This window comes from Bacillus carboniphilus (assembly GCF_039522365.1).
Classification (GTDB): Bacteria; Bacillota; Bacilli; order Bacillales; family JC228; genus Bacillus_BF; species Bacillus_BF carboniphilus.
On sequence record NZ_BAAADJ010000017.1, the window covers coordinates 148,700 to 165,011 of the forward strand.

Below are 16,312 nucleotides of genomic sequence, written 5' to 3' on the forward strand. Positions count from 1 at the left end.
ATGGAGGGATACAATGGCGGCAAACACAATCGACGAAACCAAGCAGGTATCGCCTTACTTAATCTTTTTTTTAATTGGTTCCATGCAAATGGGAGTTGGAGTGTTAGGCTTTCAACGGGTTATTGCAGCGGAGGTTGGATATGATGCGTGGATTGCTACTTTAGCTGCTGGGTTGTCTATCCATTTCATATTATTTTTTCAATTTAAAATTCTAGAAAAAGGTGGAGGCGACATTGTTGAAGCACATAAGTTAGCCTTTGGAAAATGGATTGGAGGTTCAATTAGCCTCTTATTTTCCCTGTATTTTTTAGCTGTCGCCACTACAATTATTCGAACATACTTAGAGATTGTTCAAGTATGGATGTTTCCACAATTGCATATTTTCTGGGTCTCTTTTCTACTCGTGTTGCTAGCTTTTTATATTGTATATAGTGGTTTTCGCACGGTTACAGGGGTTGCGTTTTTTGGATTAGTCCTCCCCTCTTATTTAATTTTCACGTTTGGGTTCACCTTTCCGTATTCGGATTATAGAAACCTCCTTCCCATTTTTGATTCAGGGTTTATGGAGTTGGTTAAAGGGTTTAAGGCCATGTCATTAACTTTATTAGGGTATGAAAGTGTATTAATGTTCTATCCTTTTATCAAAGAACCAAAAAAAGCAAAAAAGTGGGCGCACTTGGCTGTGTTGATGATGACGTTATTTTATACAGTCGTAGCCATTATTTCCTTTGCTTTTTTTAGTGAACCCCAACTAGAAAAAACAGTCTGGGCTACTTTATCTATATGGAAAATCGTCGAAATGCCGTTTATAGAACGGTTTGAGTATCTTGGAATTGGTAACTGGGTGTTGATTATTCTTCCAAACGTATGTATAGCGTTATGGTGTGGAAGTCGTATTATCAAAAGGGTTACGAAAATGCGTCAGAAAATAGCCTTATTTATTCTCTGCAGTTTAGTAGTAGCCGGAATCCCCTTTTTAGATAGAAGAGAACACATTAATATGCTAAACGATATATTAGGTAAGGCTGGCCTATATTTTAATTATGTGTATATACCAATGCTTTTTGTTATTATAATGATTGCTAGAAAGGTGAGGAAGAAAAATGACTCTCCTAAGCAAGAAAACAAGTAAAGCCATGATCATGCTTTTTTTCTTAAGTCTACTTTCCGGTTGTGTAGAAAAAGAGACCGTCGATGACATTAACATTGTCTCAGGTCTTGGCTATGATTTGGAGGATGGCGGTGACTTAAAAGGCACGGTTGTCTTTCCTGTGTACTCACCTGATGCGGAAGTAGAGAATGTTACCATTTCTGCAACTTCTGACATCTCAAGAAGGATTGTTTTAGAAATGCAGCGAAAGTCAGCCAATAAGTTAGCATTGGGTAGTTTAGAGGTTGTTTTATATAGTGATGAGCTAGCCAAAGAAAAAGGCGTAACCGAAATCGTAGATTCTCTCCAAAGAGACCCTAGTATTGGGTCTAGACTTTTTCTAGCAATTGCGGAAGGTAAAGCCTCTGAAATATTGGAATCAAATCTTGGAAAATCAGGAACGGGGAGATATTTGGCTGATCTACTTGAACACAATATGGAACAAAGGGATGTTCCCACTTCAAATCTTCATAGGTTTAATTTTCAGTATTATGATCAAGGAATGACTAGCTATTTACCCATTCTAAAAAAGTTTGGAAAAGAAGACATAAAAATAACAGGGATCGCATTTTTTAAAGAAGGAAAAATGGTCCATAAAATCCCAGCTGAAGACATGTACTATTTTAAATTGTTATCTGATAAATATTCTAAAGGGACAGTTGCTGAAAAAGAAGATGGTGAAGAATCTGCCGTTAAAATAATTGACTCCAAACATAACTTTGATGTAATTAAAACAAACGGTGAAGTCTCTAAGATTATTGTAAATATTGAAGTTGATGCAATTGCATTAGAATATACAGGTCGCAAATTAACAGAAGTAGAAATCCGAAAGATTGAAAAGAAATTAGAAGACTCAATACGCAAAAAATGTACGGACATGATTGATGAGTTCAAAGAGAAAAAAATAGACCCTGTGGGCTTTGGAAAAGTTGCAAAGAGTAAATCCTACAATTTTGACTACAAAAAATGGGAGGATCACTATCCCGGTGTTGAAATCGAAATCAAACCAACAGTCACAATTAAAGAAGTTGGAATTGTAGAATAAAAATAAGACTGGCTCATCAGAGTCAGTCTTATACTTTTTATTTATTCTTTTCTAGCCATTCTTGAAGGTCTTCTTTTAACTCAGAGGGTAATTCTGTAGTCGTTAGTCGTGAAAATACTTTTAGAATAGGATTTTTCCGATATACCCGTAAACGGTTTTCTTCATTTCCAATCCAAGACCAGCTTTTCAACTCTGTCATGGGGATATTAACACCGTGAAGTAAGATGCCTTTTTCTCTGACCTCTAGGATATTTGAGAACATAGTATAGGAAGCTAGTGAAACCCCAATCATGGCTACTCCAAAGGTAATGTTCTGCATACTACCGTTACTTATCCATAAATAGATAATGGCGTAAATAGAAATGGGTGTATAAAAATAAATAAACACTTGTCCCATTTTGTATTGCCATGAAGATGTACTTCTAACTTGTTTCGTACCCTTCCCAGCTCGCTTACCAATAGGAAAAATCGTTGCCCCCATTTTTTTTCGATAAAAAGGCTGAACGATTAAAATGAAATTCCATACTACTATGATGATTAAGAACAAGGAAAGAAGAATTTGAAGCGCAAACATGATGTACCCCCAACATATAATCTAGTTCTCATTATACACAATTTTTCTGGGGAATTGTTATGCTTGCCACAATAAGAATCCCTCTCCTGTTTCAATATAACTTTTTAAGCTGGATAAGGATTTTTCCCACGCTTGCATCTGCCATTCTTTAGCTTGTAACCAATTCTCTCCCTCTCCCCACCCACTGTGGAATAACTTAATGATGGTCTGGTTATCTTTTTCTTCGAGGGAAACAGCTACAATGGTTGAGAGATTTTCATCTAAATGAAACTTTTTTTTCACTGGTATTTTCCACTGAAACACAATCCTAGATGGTGGTTGTATCGAGAGAATTTTACAGTCCTTATTCGTTGGTCCATCTCCTAAATAAGTAAAGCCGACTTCATATAATCCTCCCTCAGTCGCTTCTATAAATGCTTCGTTTGCAAACCATTTCGTTATTTGATCTTTACTGGTCCATGCTTGCCATACTAATTGCTTGTCCGCTTGGACGTCAATTTGATGTTTTAAAATCTCCAGTTTCATAAGAGCCTCCTACTAAGGCTAGTGCCGAATCATTATCATTATTTTCCATATTATCAGACAGTCACCATAAAATAAAGTAAATAAAGTAAACCCACCAATTGAATTGGTGGGTTTTTAGCTTATTGAAGCGGATTTCGATTATGATCAGGATTGAACTCTTTTGCTAATTCCGTTGCAAATTGATTTCGCGGATTGAACTTTTGGCCCGTTACCTCTTTTGCTTGTTGCATCATGGATTGGACAGGCTGACGAATATTATTATTACGGCTTGCCATTACTCCAAGTGCGGTACCAATCCCTAGTATAGAGACCCAGGTTAATCCCCTATTAGTTCTTCTTCTTTGAAACATCTTTGTCCCCTTGGTTAAACTCTTTAAGAGTTGCGGGTTTTTTTGGAAATATTTCATCGCTGTTCTCATCATATTTCCTGTATTCATGGTGCATGCCCCCTAAATGTAGACGAGAGGTTCATTACCTCTCATTAAGTATGATGTATCATCTACAGGGGAATATGTGAGTAAGGTTATGGCAACCTATGAATTGTTAAACACCTGTGAAATTTCCTTTTCTGCAAAATGTTCATTTACCTTTTCTAACTCTTTGTGTTCATTGACTGAGTCTCCTGCATATCGATCCACGGTTTCATATGGATGGGTAGAGTCTAAATCCGAACGAATCCCGAATTCCTCTGTGGGATGATAACCTGCAGAAATCTTCTTATTATCTTTCTTCATAAAACATCACCTCATCCTTATCGTTACGCTCACCATTCTACTTCATACGAGGAAATTTTTATGTTTTATTCTTGTCCTTTTTCCCCGCTTCCTGTTTTTCCACTGAAAGCTGGTCAACCATTTTCTCAGCTAGCTTTCTGTATAGATTACTCATATGAACAAGTGACGTAATCATCAGAACTTGTTCCAAATAATTCGTATCTTTATCATCGGCAAACATATTTACTTCCTGTTTTACTAATTCCTCACTTTCCAAAATATCACCTTGGAACTTTTGTACATTTTGTCTCGTTAAGGATAAAAAGCAATGATAGAGGTCACCTATATTGAACTCTTCCTCCACTACTTTTTGATTAACTTGGTCCAACACCGATTTAATATCATTAATGGATAGAGATCCTTTTAACTGATATATCATACTGATTAACATGATATGTTCTTTTGAATATTTCTTGTTTTGTATCGGAAAGAATAGTTTCCCTTTTGCATAATTGTTAATCATTGTCTTGGTCATGACTTTTTCTTCTTGATTTCTTTTGGAGTCATTAAAATGGGTTTCAAATAATTGAATGACTTGATCCATATATAGATCAATATTTGGGATGTCTTCCATCTTTATATTGTTTTCAAGATTTAATTCATCCATCATTTTCTGGATTGGTTCCATCGCTCTACCTCTTTGTTTCATTTTATTCCATTATACTGAATAAAAGTTTCACGGTAAAGATTGACTACATGTTGTTTTAGTTATATCATAATATGTAGTATTGAAAACTACTTACGATATTGGAGGTATGAAAATGAGTACTTATATTCGCGAGCCAATCAATGCTCTTACACATCTTTTCGGAGCGATTTTATCATTTGTCGGTCTTTTAGCAATGGTGATTAAAACGGCTACTTCTTCTTTCTCAGGCTTAGCCATTATGGCAGTTATTATTTTTGGAATGAGTATGATTCTTCTCTATTCCGCTTCTGCTACATACCATATGGTAGTGGCGAAAGATCACGTGATTGCCTTTCTAAGAAGAATTGACCACTCCATGATATTTGTTTTAATTGCAGGTACTTACACTCCTTTTTGTCTAATTAGTTTAAATGGTGCCATTGGATGGACGTTATTTGGTATTATTCATTCTCTTGCTTTAATCGGAGTTCTATATAAGCTTGTTTGGTTCCATTTACCGAGATGGTTATCTACAGTACTCTATATTTCAATGGGATGGCTAGTCGTCTTCTTTAGTGCGCCACTTTCAAAGGTATTAAGTTTAAATGGAATGATTTTTTTAATTATCGGGGGAGTTTTTTATACTATAGGTGGAGTGATTTATGGGGCCAAACCCAAATTCTTAGAATTCAACCACCTAGGTTTCCACGAAATCTTTCACATTTTCATCCTGTTAGGAAGTCTATCCCACTTTCTTTGTGTGTTTATCTACGTGTTATAGAGTGGCGAATGATTGTAAAAATAAAAGGCTCATTTTATAATGAGGCTGTGAGATGTCCCAGTAGCTCAGCAGGATAGAGCAACAGCCTCCTAAGCTGTAGGTCGTGAGTTCGAATCTCGCCTGGGACGTAGAAGAAGTGAAAGCTAGGAGCATGACTGCTCCTAGCTTTTTTCATTGTACACTTTCTGCAATTTGAATCATTTGCTCTCTTTTTATGTCTGGTCCTCCACCAGCTAGTTCGATATATAACCCATTGTTTTCCCAGCTAATGCTGAAAAACTCTTCTTCTTCAAATAAATAGGCTTCTTTACCTTGAATCGTAATGGGTTCTCCCCCCATTTCGTCTAATGCCATTTCTTCTTCTGCCGGATAGACGGTTGACATGAAACCATTATCCATATCTTTTTCGTAGCTCAACATAACCATATTCATCATATCATCATACATACTGTCCACTAGACTGAACCCCTCTGGCAACTGTGTAACCTCAGGAACTTCGTATGCGACCGTTTCCCGGATTTCTTCTAGACTCATGCCAGTTCCAAATAAGTCTTCTTCTGAAATTGCATTTTCCTTGACCTCGTCAGGTATTTCAATCGGATCTACATTATTGATATTGGTCATACTGATAGTCCCATTGAGTTTTACCGGAGTTGTAGTTCCTTGCTCTACAATTTCCACATCAGCCTTTATATTTTGAGTCGTCGGAATGAAACTTTCCTTATTTATCTGCATTTCGATGTCCAATTTGTTTACCTTCATTGACTCAACTGATTCTTCCATTTCAGGATCAGCAGGTCCCATTGATGATTCCAGAAGATCTTCAACCAATATTCCGAATTCATCACCCTCTCCGGATAATGTTAGAATATAAACATTTCCCTCTTCCTTCATTTCAAACTGGTCTTTGAACTGTTTCATTTTTTCTAGTTCTTCTTTGTTTAATTGGTCAAAATCTTCTAAGCCCATTTCTTCTGGACTCATTTTCATCCATTCGCCAAACATACTGACATATGCCTCACCGTCTCTAACATAGGCATCAAAATCCATGGACATCCCCGGCATTCCCATGCTCATTTTTATCATCATAGAATCTGGATTATGTGTAACATCTCCAGTTGCCTTTAGATTACTTTTCATATCCATCATGTCGATGTCCATATCCATTTCGAGTGTATAACTTTTTACCGTTTCAGATGCTTCTATAGCGCGATTAAATACATCTTCCTTAGATAGATTTTCTTCTGTTGCACCACAAGCTGTGAGGGTTAAAGCGATAATGATGAACATCCATAATTTTTTCATATTGCGAATTCTCCTGTTCTTAAGATCCATTCGCTTTTATGTTTTCCTAAATGAGGGCGAACATTCGGGGGAAAAAAGTTTATCCAAAATCACTTTTCCGCTACCACTACTCACTAAAAAAAGGCGTTATCTCGAAGAAAATTCGAAAAAACACCTTCAGAAAAGTTTCTTATCTTTTATTCATCTCGTTCGGATGTGGACCCTTACGACGATTTTTATTTAATTGATGAATTTGCTCCATTTCATCTGAAGTCAGTTCAAAATCAAATACATTGAAGTTCTCTTCTATTCTAGAAGGTGTAACAGATTTCGGAATTACGATTGTGTTGTTTTGCAAATGCCAGCGCAGGATAACTTGAGCAGTTGTTTTATTATGTGTGGCTGCAATTTTTTGGATAACTTCATCTTGTAATGCTTCTCCGCCTTGGTCAAGCGGACTCCATGCTTCCACATAAACATTGTGCTTGGCACAAAACTCTTTCAATTCAGTTTGAGCAAGGTATGGATGACATTCAACTTGGTTCAGAACTGGTACAACTTCACATTCCTTTAAAAGTCGTTCTAAGTGCTCAACTTCAAAGTTACAAACACCAATCGCTTTTACTCGTCCATCATGGTAAAGCTTTTCAAGTGCTTTATATGTATCAACATACTCATCAAATTCAGGAGTTGGCCAGTGGATTAAATATAAATCAACATAGTCAAGCCCGAGTCTCTCTAAACTCTCATCAAATGCTCTTAGAGTATTTTCATATCCTTGGTCACTATTCCAAACCTTTGTGGTGATGAATAGCTCTTCGCGAGGAACTCCTGACTCTTTAAGGGCTTTCCCAACACCCTTTTCATTTTGATAAATCATCGCTGTATCAATAGAGCGGTAGCCAACTTCAAGAGCTTTTGCGACAGCCGTAGTAGCTTGATCGTCTTCCACTTGCCAAACTCCAAATCCAAGTTGAGGCATTTTTAATCCGTTATTTAAAGTTACATATTTCATTTTTATTCGTCACTCCTTTAATGTTAGGTTACTAATTACTATAATACCTATTTATTTTAATCACTTGTTGGAGTTAAATGCAAAAGATTGGCATGCTTCGAAAAGTCAAAAAAAAAGCAGGGTTTCTTCCCCTGCCTTTTCACTTCATTATTTTTTGATTTGTAAATATAACTCATCATATTTTTGGGCTAACTCAAAATCCAATTCAGTTAGACCTTTCGCACGCCATGAAGTAATTTTTATCGTAATGAGTTTATAATCTATTGATATGAACGGATGGTGATTCTTCTGTTCAGATAGCTGCGCAACACTTTGAACAAATTCAATTCCGTTTAGATAATCCTGAAACCGATATTTCCGTTCAATCCATTTACCATCAGTCAGCTTCCAATTTTGATTTTCTATTAGCTTATTTCGGATGGCTTCCTCATTAAGCTTTTCCATCTAAATCCCCCCTTTTTTCCATCTTTAATACAATCTACTCAAAGAGCTGAAAATAATAACGCTGAAAATTCTTTATAGGGGGACTAATCACTATAAAACATTTCGGTATAGTACGGCTGTGACTCATGATTAAAAGCGACTCCGATACCTAATTTTTTATAGTGGTCCTGAAGAATGTTTTTTCTGTGTCCTAAGGAGTTCATCAATCCCTCATGTGCAAAGATGCTGCTCGATTGACCGTAAGCAAGGTTTTCACCTGCTGTCCGATAATTAATATTATCTTCTTCCATTCGATCAAATGGGGATTGACCTCGTAAGTTCGTATGACCAAAGTATTGATTTTCCGCCATATCCAAACTATGCCCTCGTGCCGTCTCTCTCACATGGTCATCCCATGTTAAAATGGACAACTCATGATTGACTCTCGTTGCATTTGTTAAATCAAACAATTGATATTCAAATCCTTCTTTTAGCTGCTGACTTGGTTCTCCATAAAAAGCCGCTTTATCACGTTCCAATTTCTCATCGATCACTTGGATTGCTGTAACCGTGTTGTTTTCATGTATATCATAGAAAATCGTAACGTAACTGTTATCTAGTTTGAATACATCATACTCTCCATTGCTATTGATCATATAGTTAGTAAACCCTTTTCTAATAGACGATTCCGGAGTACCAAGTTCATCCTGAACTAATTGCTTCGGACTTCCCCTTTTTATTCCAATTGTAGAGGCCATTAAGTCTTGGTTTGTGTAAAGGCCGCGAACGATATTATTTTCATCATAAGCAACCATAATAAAATTTTGATAATTTTCGTGATAGGTGTTCCAACTTACTCCATATTCGTTGATTGAACTACGTTTTGGTTCGCCTGTCTTTTGCTCAACATCAGCTTTCGAGTCTCCTAATTCGATATTATGGATTGAGAAAAGTTGATTAGTGGGATCGGTCAATATTGGAGGTTCTGCTTTATTATCATTGGATTCAGATAGTTTATTATCAAAAGACTCCATTATTGTATCGAACTGCTGACCTAGCGTTTCTAGTGCCAGTTTGAACTCATGATTTTCCTTTATAGATTCTATGGCAGAACGGAAAGAATCCTTTACAGCTGTTGGAATAAATTGTTGAACCGGCTTTTCCCAATACGGCTTTGACGCGTAACCGATGACAACAATCATTATTAAAAGTAGAAACCGTCTCACAACTCCACGCTCCATTTTTTATTAGGCATTATTTTATCTTTTATAAGCATATTTCCTAAAAGATATACCCTAATATATGTTAAAACTAAACTATTTACGAACGTGTGTTCTTGATGTCGGATATTATTTTTTATATAATTTTAGTTAGAGTTACTTTCAAATTTTATTTATTTGTAACTAAAAAGGAGAGGAAAACTAATTGAAAGATTGGGAAGCATCCTATTTAGCTGGAATTATTGATGGTGAAGGAAGTATTACTCTAACTAGAATACATGAAAATGAGCATCGTCGTCCTTGTATAACCATTGCATCCACGGATAAAGAACTCTTAATTTACTTACAGTCATTGACTAGGGGGGCTATTACTAATAAAAAAAATTATAACCCAGCGAGACATAAGGATTCCTATGTCTTATCAATAAAAAACAAAAAAGATGTGTTCTCAATTTTGGAACAAATCATCCCCTTTTTAAGAGTTAACCAAAAGAAAAAAAGGGCGAAGTGGATTATAGAGAAGTATGATTTGGTTACAGCCAGAAATGGAAAGTATAACCAACAAATGCTATTAAATAAAAATACTTTTGAAGAGGGTTTTTTCCAAATATAAAAAGACCAGCTAATTAGTTATTAGCTGATCTTGAATCACCAATATGTATGGTGGAGACGGTGGGACGTGCAATTCCATGCTTTCGTCATGGCACTGACTATATCTTGAACCTGATGTACTCAGGTCCTCCGGCGTATTATACAAAGTATATATTTACCTGAACTCAGGCAGGACTTTGTATCCTAGTACTACCAAAGGTGGCAGCCTATAAGTCGATACACGGCTGTTGGATTGCTCCACATACCGCTCGGCATTGCCCTATCGCTATTGCGACTTAGGTTTCACCGATAAAGCCGGATTATCACTTGTGTGTTACCACACAAGGCGACTATTTACTAATCGAACCCACGTCCAAAGATATTGCCACTTAAGCATCTACGAGCGTAGTCGGCATATTTGAGTTCGCTACTTCTTATGCCTACCGACAGGCGTCCGAGTAGCTAGTCTGGAAATCTCTTCCCTCATCCTCAGACGGCAGAATCAGGCGTATCCCACTTCAATGAACCCCAGGACTCTACATGGGCGATAGAGAGTGAGGCAAGCTATGCGCTACTTACGCAGCGAAAGCTAAGTTTTGGTTTTGTTTGCCAGTTATAATTAAGTGACGTTGATGACGAGGACGATCCCCCCGGCTCGCAACCTAAGCTCAACTACCCCTGTCGAATCCGTAGCGTCCCCATGATATAAAAAATTATAAAATGAGAAGTACGAGAGAGTTTAGAGCTTTCGTTGCTGTCATCAGCTGATGACATAACCTATTATAACATGCTTACACAATTCCGCAAATGGTGGTTTTTTACATCACATTTGTTGGCGTTCCTTGAAAGCACGCTCGATGTCACGTTTCGCTTCTTTTCGTTTCAAGTCTTCACGCTTATCGTATTTCTTTTTACCCTTCGCAAGACCAATCAGAACTTTAGCGTATCCATTCTTCAAATACAACTTAACCGGAACTAATGAATACCCGCTTTCCTTTGTTTCCCCGATCAGCTTGTTAATCTCCCGTTTGTTGAGAAGTAATTTACGAGTCCGCAGAGGATCATGGTTATAGCGGTTTCCTTGTTCATATGGACTTACATGCATACCATAGAGGAACACTTCAGCATTATGAATCCTTGCATAGGAATCCTTTAAATTCACTTTTCCTGCTCGAATAGATTTAATTTCGGTTCCCTGTAAAACAAGGCCAGCCTCATATGTCTCTTCGATAAAGAAATCATGGTATGCTTTTTTATTTTGAGCAATCACTTTCCCGTGACCTTTTGGCATAGACTTCTTCCTCCTCTAACGTTCCTATATTGTATCAAAACGAATAGGAAGACTCAATCTTTAGAAATGGGGTGGTACATATAGATTGAGGAAAGTAAATACAGCCAAATTCCCGATGTCTACTAAGAAGTGAGAAAAAATGACCCAACGTAAACTTTGCATTCGATAATAGGCGTATGACCATACCAATGACATGATGAATAGGGAAATAAACACTTGATAGTTTCTGTTAGCGATCGAGAAAATACCCCATAGTAATGGATGGCTTAAAATGAATAAAACCGTTGAATATAAGACTTTGTGTAGCTTTGAATGAAAAGGAAGTTTGTCTAGCAGGAATCCTCTCCAAAAGCCTTCCTCAAAAAAGGGATTGATAATGGCAAAGGCTAGCCAAAAAACAGTAATAAGGATAGATTCTTTTAGTAAGTGAGTGTTCATTAAAAGAATCGGTAATGGAATAAGGCCCACAACCACTGTTCCGATCTTCCAACCAACATGCCCAGTCGTTTTACTAAACCACTTTTTGCGCTCCTCTTTAGTTGTAAAAAAGTAAAGAAAGGCAAAAATACTTCCCCAATAAAAAAAGGCTACCGCAATCCAAGCCCACTCTTGAAAAAATGTAGAAAATACAAAAGAACTAAAAGAGCTGATTAAAACCACGATGACTGGTGCCCATATGAATAACTTTTGACTTTTTATTTGTTCAACCATTTCGGTATTCTCCTCATAGGAATATATTACTAATTATTATAGCAGAGTTTGCTTGGTGAAATAGATTATTTTATCTTCCGTGGATTAGAGAGAAGCGTTTGTATCTTTTTGCGTTCCCTCTATTAGCTTTCTTTCACGGCGCAGGGTACGTTTCCTACCCTTTGCGTTCCCTCTATTAGCTTTCTTTCACGGCCCAGGGTACGTTTCCTCTCTTTGCGTTCCCTCTATTAACATTCTTTCACGGCCCAGGGTACGTTTCTTCTCTTTGCGTTCCCTCTATTAACATTCTTTCACGGCGCAGGGAGCGTTTCTTCTCTTTGCGTTCCCTCTATTAGCTTTCTTTCACGGCGCAGGGAACGTTTCTTCTCTTTGCATTCCCTCTATTAGCATTCTTCACGCAAGAGGGAACGTTTCCTCTCTTTGCTATCCTTATAAATGTAAAAACAGCCCCTATCATAAGGGGCTGCCACCATTACCGTTTTTTCTTTTTTGTTCTTCTAGCTGACTTCGGCACATTCTCAAAATGCTTCTTCTTTTTCTTCGGTTTACGTGTAGACCAGCCATCTGCAGTAGAGTCATCTCCACCACGGCCTTTTCCGCCGCCATTTCGACCACCATTCTGATCATTTCGGTCCCCTGCACCTTTTCTACGAGGTTTTCCTGATTTCGCCTGTACGACACGGGCTGAATCTTGTCTTTCACGGCGGCGTTCTTTCTTCATTCCAACAATTTCAAAGTCGATGGATTGCTCATCTTTATCTACTGAAATCACGCGGACTGTGATTTCGTCCCCGATTTGAAAGACTTTACCGGAACGTTCTCCGATCATGGCATATTGGCGTTGATCAAAGCGGTAGTAATCATCCGTCATATCACTGACATGAACAAGTCCTTCAATCGTATTTGGAAGCTCCACAAACATTCCAAAGTTTGTAACGGAGCTGATGATACCTTCGAACTCTTCCCCAATTTTATCAAGCATAAATTCTGCTTTCTTAAGGGAATCCGTATCTCTTTCGGCATCAACCGCTCGACGCTCCATTTCAGAAGCATGTTTTGCAATTTCATCCAAACGTGCACCCCACTTAGCACGAGTGCCTTCATCCATTTTTCCTTCAATAAGGTACGTACGAATAAGGCGATGTACAATTAAGTCTGGATAACGTCTAATTGGCGATGTGAAGTGTGTATAGAAATCCGTTGAGAGACCAAAGTGACCCAAACTCTCAGAGTCATATTTAGCCTGCTGCATCGAACGTAACATAACCGTCGATACAACCATCTCTTCCGGTTTACCCTCAACCGCTTCAATAATTTCTTGTAATGCTCGTGGATGCACATTATTTGCTGTTCCTTTAACAACCAAACCGAAATTAGTAATGAATTCAAAGAAACGATGTAGCTTTTCTTCTTTTGGATCTTCGTGGATACGATACATGAATGGCACTTCAAGCCAGTGGAAATGCTCAGCAACCGTCTCGTTCGCCACAAGCATGAACTCTTCGATTAAACGTTCTGCAACTGAGCGTTCACGTAACACTACATCAGTTGGCTTCCCTTCTTCGTCGACCAAAACTTTTGCTTCTTTAAAATCAAAGTCAATCGCACCCCGACCCATTCTTTTATTACGAAGGATTTGAGCTAACCGTTCCATCTCTTCGAACATTGGAACAAGGCCTTCATATGCGTTTCTTGTCTCTTCATCTTTATCCACAAGAATTTTATTTACATCTGCATAAGTCATTCTTTCCGTTGTTTTAATTACACTTTGGAAAATCTCATGCTTAACGACTTGCCCGGAAGTGTCAATTTCCATTTCACAAGATAGTGTAAAACGGTTGACCTTAGGGTTTAGTGAACAAATTCCGTTTGATAGTCTATGCGGAATCATTGGAATAACCCGGTCTACTAAGTAAACACTAGTCCCTCTGTCCAACGCTTCACTATCAATTGGGGACCCTTCTTTTACATAGTGAGTAACATCGGCAATATGAACACCCAGCTTATAGTTACCGTTATCTAATTTGGTTACCGTGACAGCATCATCTAAGTCCTTTGCATCAGCACCATCGATTGTTACAATCGTTTGATCACGAAGGTCTCGTCTATTAACAATATCACTTTCATCAATCTCTTCAGGAATTTCCTCAGCCTGTTTTAAAACCTCTTCAGGAAACTGGGTCGGAATTCCATGCTTGTGAATGATCGATAAAATGTCCACACCAGGGTCATTTTTATGACCTAGAATCTGAAGAACTTCCCCTTCGGCACTCTGTCTACCTTCAGGATAGGACACGATTTTCACAACAACTTTATGACCATCAACAGCTCCATTCGAAGCCCCTTTTGGTATAAAAATATCTGTTGTTACTTTTTTATCATCAGGTATGACAAAGCCAAAGAATTTACTATCTGTATAAGTTCCAACAACCTCGGTAAGGCCTCTTTCAATAATTTTTACGATGGTACCTTCCCTACGATTATCTCCGCTTTGCTCATTGGTAACGCGGACTAAAACAATGTCACCTTGCATCGCTTGATTTGTCTCAGAAGGTGGGATAAAAATATCATCCATTCCTTCCTCCTCAGGAGCTACAAATCCAAAGCCTTTTTCATGAGCAATAAATTTACCTCTTAACAGGTTCATTCGCTCCGGAAGCCCATAGCGGTTAGTTCGAGTACGAACGATAAGGCCTTTTTCTTCCATATCAACAAGCGTTTTAACAAGCTCTTTAAAGGAATCAGAATCCTCCATACCTAACTGTTCTTCTAGTTCCTGTACAGTTAGCGGCTTGTAGCTTTCTTCTTTCATAATCGTTAAAATCTGATCTATTAAGGGATGTTCAGTTGTCAAACAAGCTCCCTCCTTTCAAATTTACACATTCCAATCGAGTCCTTCTAGAAACTCGTAAACATCTTCATGTAATTGATCTTTTTCTTTATCAAATGTAATCACATGTCCAGATTCTTCATACCACTTCATCTTTTTCTGTGGTGATTCTGCTTCGTTATATATAATATTCGCACTATCCGTGTTAATCATTTTGTCATGACGACCCTGTATGACAAAAAGTGGAGCATACGTAAGGTCAACATGTTCTCTTACATCCTTGATCAGTTCTTGAAGTTCCTTTAAAGTACTCATTGGTTTAAATTGCTTTAGTTCTTCTTCAATAACATCATCCGATTTTCCTTCTAGTTTTTTATACTCTTTTGCGTAATCTAATACACCTTGATACATGACTTCTTCACTTTTTATATACATGGGTGCACACATAGGGACAATACCCTTTACAGGCACAGTATAACCAAGTTTTAAGGAGAACACCCCTCCAAGAGACAAACCGCAAACGGCAATTTCTTCATATCCGAGGGATTTAAGATGGTCATAGCCTTGCATCACATCTTTCCACCAATCTTTGGGACCACTATCAACAAGTTCTTCAGGTGGAACTCCATGTCCCTTATACTGTGGTGCGTGAGAAGTATATCCCTTTTTTTCTAAAAACCGCGCTAGCATTCGAACATCCGCAGAATTCCCCGTAAATCCATGAAGTAATAAAACAGCTCTTTTTCCAGCTTCGAATGTAAACGGTTTGGGTGGTTTCACTTTCATTGTTGTAACTCCTTTTTCCATACTATCTATAGTTTTATCAGTTCTTCTTGCTGTCATCCAATTTAATGACTCGAAGCATTTTATGTATCCTCTAGGAAAAAATTAACACCTAGGGAAAGCATGAAAAAAACCTGACCAATAGGCCAGGCTGGCTTTCTTCTTATAATTTGAAGTACGTTACTGCAATTGTCAAAACGAAAAGCAGTACGGAAAATACAACCGTTAATCGGTGTAAAACAAGATCAATCCCACGAGCCTTTTGCTTTCCAAAAAGCTGCTCAGCACCACCGGAGATAGCACCAGATAGACCTGCACTTTTACCAGATTGTAATAAGACAACGACAATAAGTGCAATACAGTTAATGATCAATAATGTAACTAAGAATGCGTGCATCCTAGTCCACCTCCTAATACGAACATACAGTGTCTCTAATGTACCATAAATTGTGTAAATAGACAATAAATTTTGGATTAGAGAGTCGTTATTAAAGTTTGACAACTGTTATCCGAAGTTAGACACCCGTTATCCGAAGTTAGACACCCATTATCCGAAGTTAGACACCCGTTATCCGAAGTTAGACACCCGTTCGTAATATAAGGTTAGCCAGAATTTTCTGGTTGACCTATTTTTATATGGTCTTATGATAACGGTAGTCGGGGTAGAACGTCGCACCCGTGGGAATCA

18 protein-coding genes, 1 tRNA gene and 1 other RNA gene are annotated in these 16,312 nt (G+C 37.8%); 5 read left to right on the forward strand and 15 right to left on the reverse strand.

Features of this window, described 5'->3' with window-relative positions:
- The first annotated feature begins 13 nt into the window (after window positions 1–13).
- A complete protein-coding gene (locus tag ABDZ91_RS08780; RefSeq protein WP_343798157.1) occupies window positions 14–1,132 on the forward strand; it encodes a GerAB/ArcD/ProY family transporter in 1,119 nt (372 codons plus the stop codon).
- Entirely contained in the window at window positions 1,104–2,195 is a 1,092-nt protein-coding gene (locus ABDZ91_RS08785) for a Ger(x)C family spore germination protein (protein WP_343798158.1), read from the forward strand. Before ABDZ91_RS08780 ends, ABDZ91_RS08785 begins: the two co-directional genes overlap by 29 nt.
- A gap of 37 nt (window positions 2,196–2,232) precedes the next feature.
- On the opposite strand, the gene ABDZ91_RS08790 is transcribed toward ABDZ91_RS08785, so the two are convergent.
- The 5 genes from ABDZ91_RS08790 to ABDZ91_RS08810 all read right to left on the reverse strand — a co-directional run bounded on the left by ABDZ91_RS08790 (window position 2,233) and on the right by ABDZ91_RS08810 (window position 4,695).
- Window positions 2,233–2,769, reverse strand: a complete 537-nt coding sequence (locus ABDZ91_RS08790; protein WP_343798160.1) for a hypothetical protein — start codon at window positions 2,767–2,769, stop codon at window positions 2,233–2,235.
- A gap of 57 nt (window positions 2,770–2,826) precedes the next feature.
- On the reverse strand, window positions 2,827–3,294 hold the full coding sequence (locus ABDZ91_RS08795) for an SRPBCC family protein (protein WP_343798161.1): 468 nt from the start codon (window positions 3,292–3,294) through the stop codon (window positions 2,827–2,829).
- Window positions 3,295–3,413: 119 nt separating this feature from the next.
- Entirely contained in the window at window positions 3,414–3,731 is a 318-nt protein-coding gene (locus ABDZ91_RS08800; RefSeq protein ID WP_343798164.1) for a hypothetical protein, read from the reverse strand.
- A gap of 96 nt (window positions 3,732–3,827) precedes the next feature.
- Entirely contained in the window at window positions 3,828–4,028 is a 201-nt protein-coding gene (locus ABDZ91_RS08805) for a hypothetical protein (protein WP_343798165.1), read from the reverse strand.
- Window positions 4,029–4,086: 58 nt separating this feature from the next.
- Entirely contained in the window at window positions 4,087–4,695 is a 609-nt protein-coding gene (locus tag ABDZ91_RS08810) for a DUF1836 domain-containing protein (RefSeq protein WP_343798167.1), read from the reverse strand.
- Window positions 4,696–4,828: 133 nt separating this feature from the next.
- Here ABDZ91_RS08810 and trhA point away from each other — a divergent pair, with 133 nt between their 5' ends.
- The gene (trhA, locus tag ABDZ91_RS08815; RefSeq protein WP_343798169.1) at window positions 4,829–5,476 is read left to right on the forward strand and encodes a PAQR family membrane homeostasis protein TrhA; all 648 of its coding nucleotides are present in this window, start codon (window positions 4,829–4,831) and stop codon (window positions 5,474–5,476) included.
- A gap of 54 nt (window positions 5,477–5,530) precedes the next feature.
- Window positions 5,531–5,604: transfer RNA gene (locus ABDZ91_RS08820), tRNA-Arg, on the forward strand.
- Window positions 5,605–5,647: 43 nt separating this feature from the next.
- Here ABDZ91_RS08820 and ABDZ91_RS08825 read toward each other — a convergent pair.
- The 4 genes from ABDZ91_RS08825 to ABDZ91_RS08840 form a co-directional block, all read right to left on the reverse strand.
- Window positions 5,648–6,781, reverse strand: coding sequence for a DUF6612 family protein (locus ABDZ91_RS08825; protein WP_343798171.1), 1,134 nt, complete (start codon window positions 6,779–6,781; stop codon window positions 5,648–5,650).
- A 169-nt stretch (window positions 6,782–6,950) separates the two neighbouring features.
- Window positions 6,951–7,775, reverse strand: a complete 825-nt coding sequence (locus ABDZ91_RS08830; RefSeq protein ID WP_343798173.1) for an aldo/keto reductase — start codon at window positions 7,773–7,775, stop codon at window positions 6,951–6,953.
- Between the two features lie 147 nt (window positions 7,776–7,922).
- On the reverse strand, window positions 7,923–8,219 hold the full coding sequence (locus ABDZ91_RS08835) for a 4a-hydroxytetrahydrobiopterin dehydratase (protein WP_343798175.1): 297 nt from the start codon (window positions 8,217–8,219) through the stop codon (window positions 7,923–7,925).
- Window positions 8,220–8,302: 83 nt separating this feature from the next.
- A complete protein-coding gene (locus ABDZ91_RS08840; RefSeq protein WP_343798177.1) occupies window positions 8,303–9,424 on the reverse strand; it encodes a CAP domain-containing protein in 1,122 nt (373 codons plus the stop codon).
- Window positions 9,425–9,623: 199 nt separating this feature from the next.
- On the opposite strand from ABDZ91_RS08840, the gene ABDZ91_RS08845 reads away from it, so the two are divergent.
- The gene (locus ABDZ91_RS08845) at window positions 9,624–10,031 is read left to right on the forward strand and encodes an LAGLIDADG family homing endonuclease (RefSeq protein ID WP_343798179.1); all 408 of its coding nucleotides are present in this window, start codon (window positions 9,624–9,626) and stop codon (window positions 10,029–10,031) included.
- Window positions 10,032–10,367: 336 nt separating this feature from the next.
- On the opposite strand, the gene ssrA is transcribed toward ABDZ91_RS08845, so the two are convergent.
- The 6 genes from ssrA to secG form a co-directional block, all read right to left on the reverse strand.
- Window positions 10,368–10,701, reverse strand: a transfer-messenger RNA (tmRNA) gene (gene ssrA / locus ABDZ91_RS08850).
- 131 nt (window positions 10,702–10,832) lie between these two features.
- Window positions 10,833–11,300, reverse strand: coding sequence for an SsrA-binding protein SmpB (smpB, locus tag ABDZ91_RS08855; protein ID WP_343798181.1), 468 nt, complete (start codon window positions 11,298–11,300; stop codon window positions 10,833–10,835).
- A 60-nt stretch (window positions 11,301–11,360) separates the two neighbouring features.
- Entirely contained in the window at window positions 11,361–12,011 is a 651-nt protein-coding gene (locus ABDZ91_RS08860) for a CPBP family intramembrane glutamic endopeptidase (protein ID WP_343798183.1), read from the reverse strand.
- A 472-nt stretch (window positions 12,012–12,483) separates the two neighbouring features.
- A complete protein-coding gene (gene rnr / locus ABDZ91_RS08865) occupies window positions 12,484–14,823 on the reverse strand; it encodes a ribonuclease R (RefSeq protein WP_425541812.1) in 2,340 nt (779 codons plus the stop codon).
- Window positions 14,824–14,886: 63 nt separating this feature from the next.
- Window positions 14,887–15,627 (reverse strand): alpha/beta hydrolase, encoded by a 741-nt coding sequence (locus ABDZ91_RS08870; RefSeq protein ID WP_343798187.1) that lies wholly within the window; start codon window positions 15,625–15,627, stop codon window positions 14,887–14,889.
- Between the two features lie 160 nt (window positions 15,628–15,787).
- Entirely contained in the window at window positions 15,788–16,021 is a 234-nt protein-coding gene (gene secG, locus ABDZ91_RS08875; RefSeq protein WP_343798188.1) for a preprotein translocase subunit SecG, read from the reverse strand.
- Window positions 16,022–16,312 lie beyond the last annotated feature (291 nt).

Bases quoted from the DNA above. Each gene is read 5' to 3' on its own strand.
- ABDZ91_RS08780 (WP_343798157.1), top strand. From the start codon at position 14: ATGGCGGCAAACACAATCGACGAAACCAAGCAGGTATCGCCTTACTTA.
- ABDZ91_RS08785 (WP_343798158.1), top strand. From the start codon at position 1,104: ATGACTCTCCTAAGCAAGAAAACAAGTAAAGCCATGATCATGCTTTTT.
- ABDZ91_RS08790 (WP_343798160.1), bottom strand. From the start codon at position 2,769: ATGTTTGCGCTTCAAATTCTTCTTTCCTTGTTCTTAATCATCATAGTA.
- ABDZ91_RS08795 (WP_343798161.1), bottom strand. From the start codon at position 3,294: ATGAAACTGGAGATTTTAAAACATCAAATTGACGTCCAAGCGGACAAG.
- ABDZ91_RS08800 (WP_343798164.1), bottom strand. From the start codon at position 3,731: ATGAATACAGGAAATATGATGAGAACAGCGATGAAATATTTCCAAAAA.
- ABDZ91_RS08805 (WP_343798165.1), bottom strand. From the start codon at position 4,028: ATGAAGAAAGATAATAAGAAGATTTCTGCAGGTTATCATCCCACAGAG.
- ABDZ91_RS08810 (WP_343798167.1), bottom strand. From the start codon at position 4,695: ATGGAACCAATCCAGAAAATGATGGATGAATTAAATCTTGAAAACAAT.
- trhA (WP_343798169.1), top strand. From the start codon at position 4,829: ATGAGTACTTATATTCGCGAGCCAATCAATGCTCTTACACATCTTTTC.
- ABDZ91_RS08825 (WP_343798171.1), bottom strand. From the start codon at position 6,781: ATGAAAAAATTATGGATGTTCATCATTATCGCTTTAACCCTCACAGCT.
- ABDZ91_RS08830 (WP_343798173.1), bottom strand. From the start codon at position 7,775: ATGAAATATGTAACTTTAAATAACGGATTAAAAATGCCTCAACTTGGA.
- ABDZ91_RS08835 (WP_343798175.1), bottom strand. From the start codon at position 8,219: ATGGAAAAGCTTAATGAGGAAGCCATCCGAAATAAGCTAATAGAAAAT.
- smpB (WP_343798181.1), bottom strand. From the start codon at position 11,300: ATGCCAAAAGGTCACGGGAAAGTGATTGCTCAAAATAAAAAAGCATAC.
- ABDZ91_RS08860 (WP_343798183.1), bottom strand. From the start codon at position 12,011: ATGGTTGAACAAATAAAAAGTCAAAAGTTATTCATATGGGCACCAGTC.
- rnr (WP_425541812.1), bottom strand. From the start codon at position 14,823: ATGAAAGAAGAAAGCTACAAGCCGCTAACTGTACAGGAACTAGAAGAA.
- ABDZ91_RS08870 (WP_343798187.1), bottom strand. From the start codon at position 15,627: ATGAAAGTGAAACCACCCAAACCGTTTACATTCGAAGCTGGAAAAAGA.
- secG (WP_343798188.1), bottom strand. From the start codon at position 16,021: ATGCACGCATTCTTAGTTACATTATTGATCATTAACTGTATTGCACTT.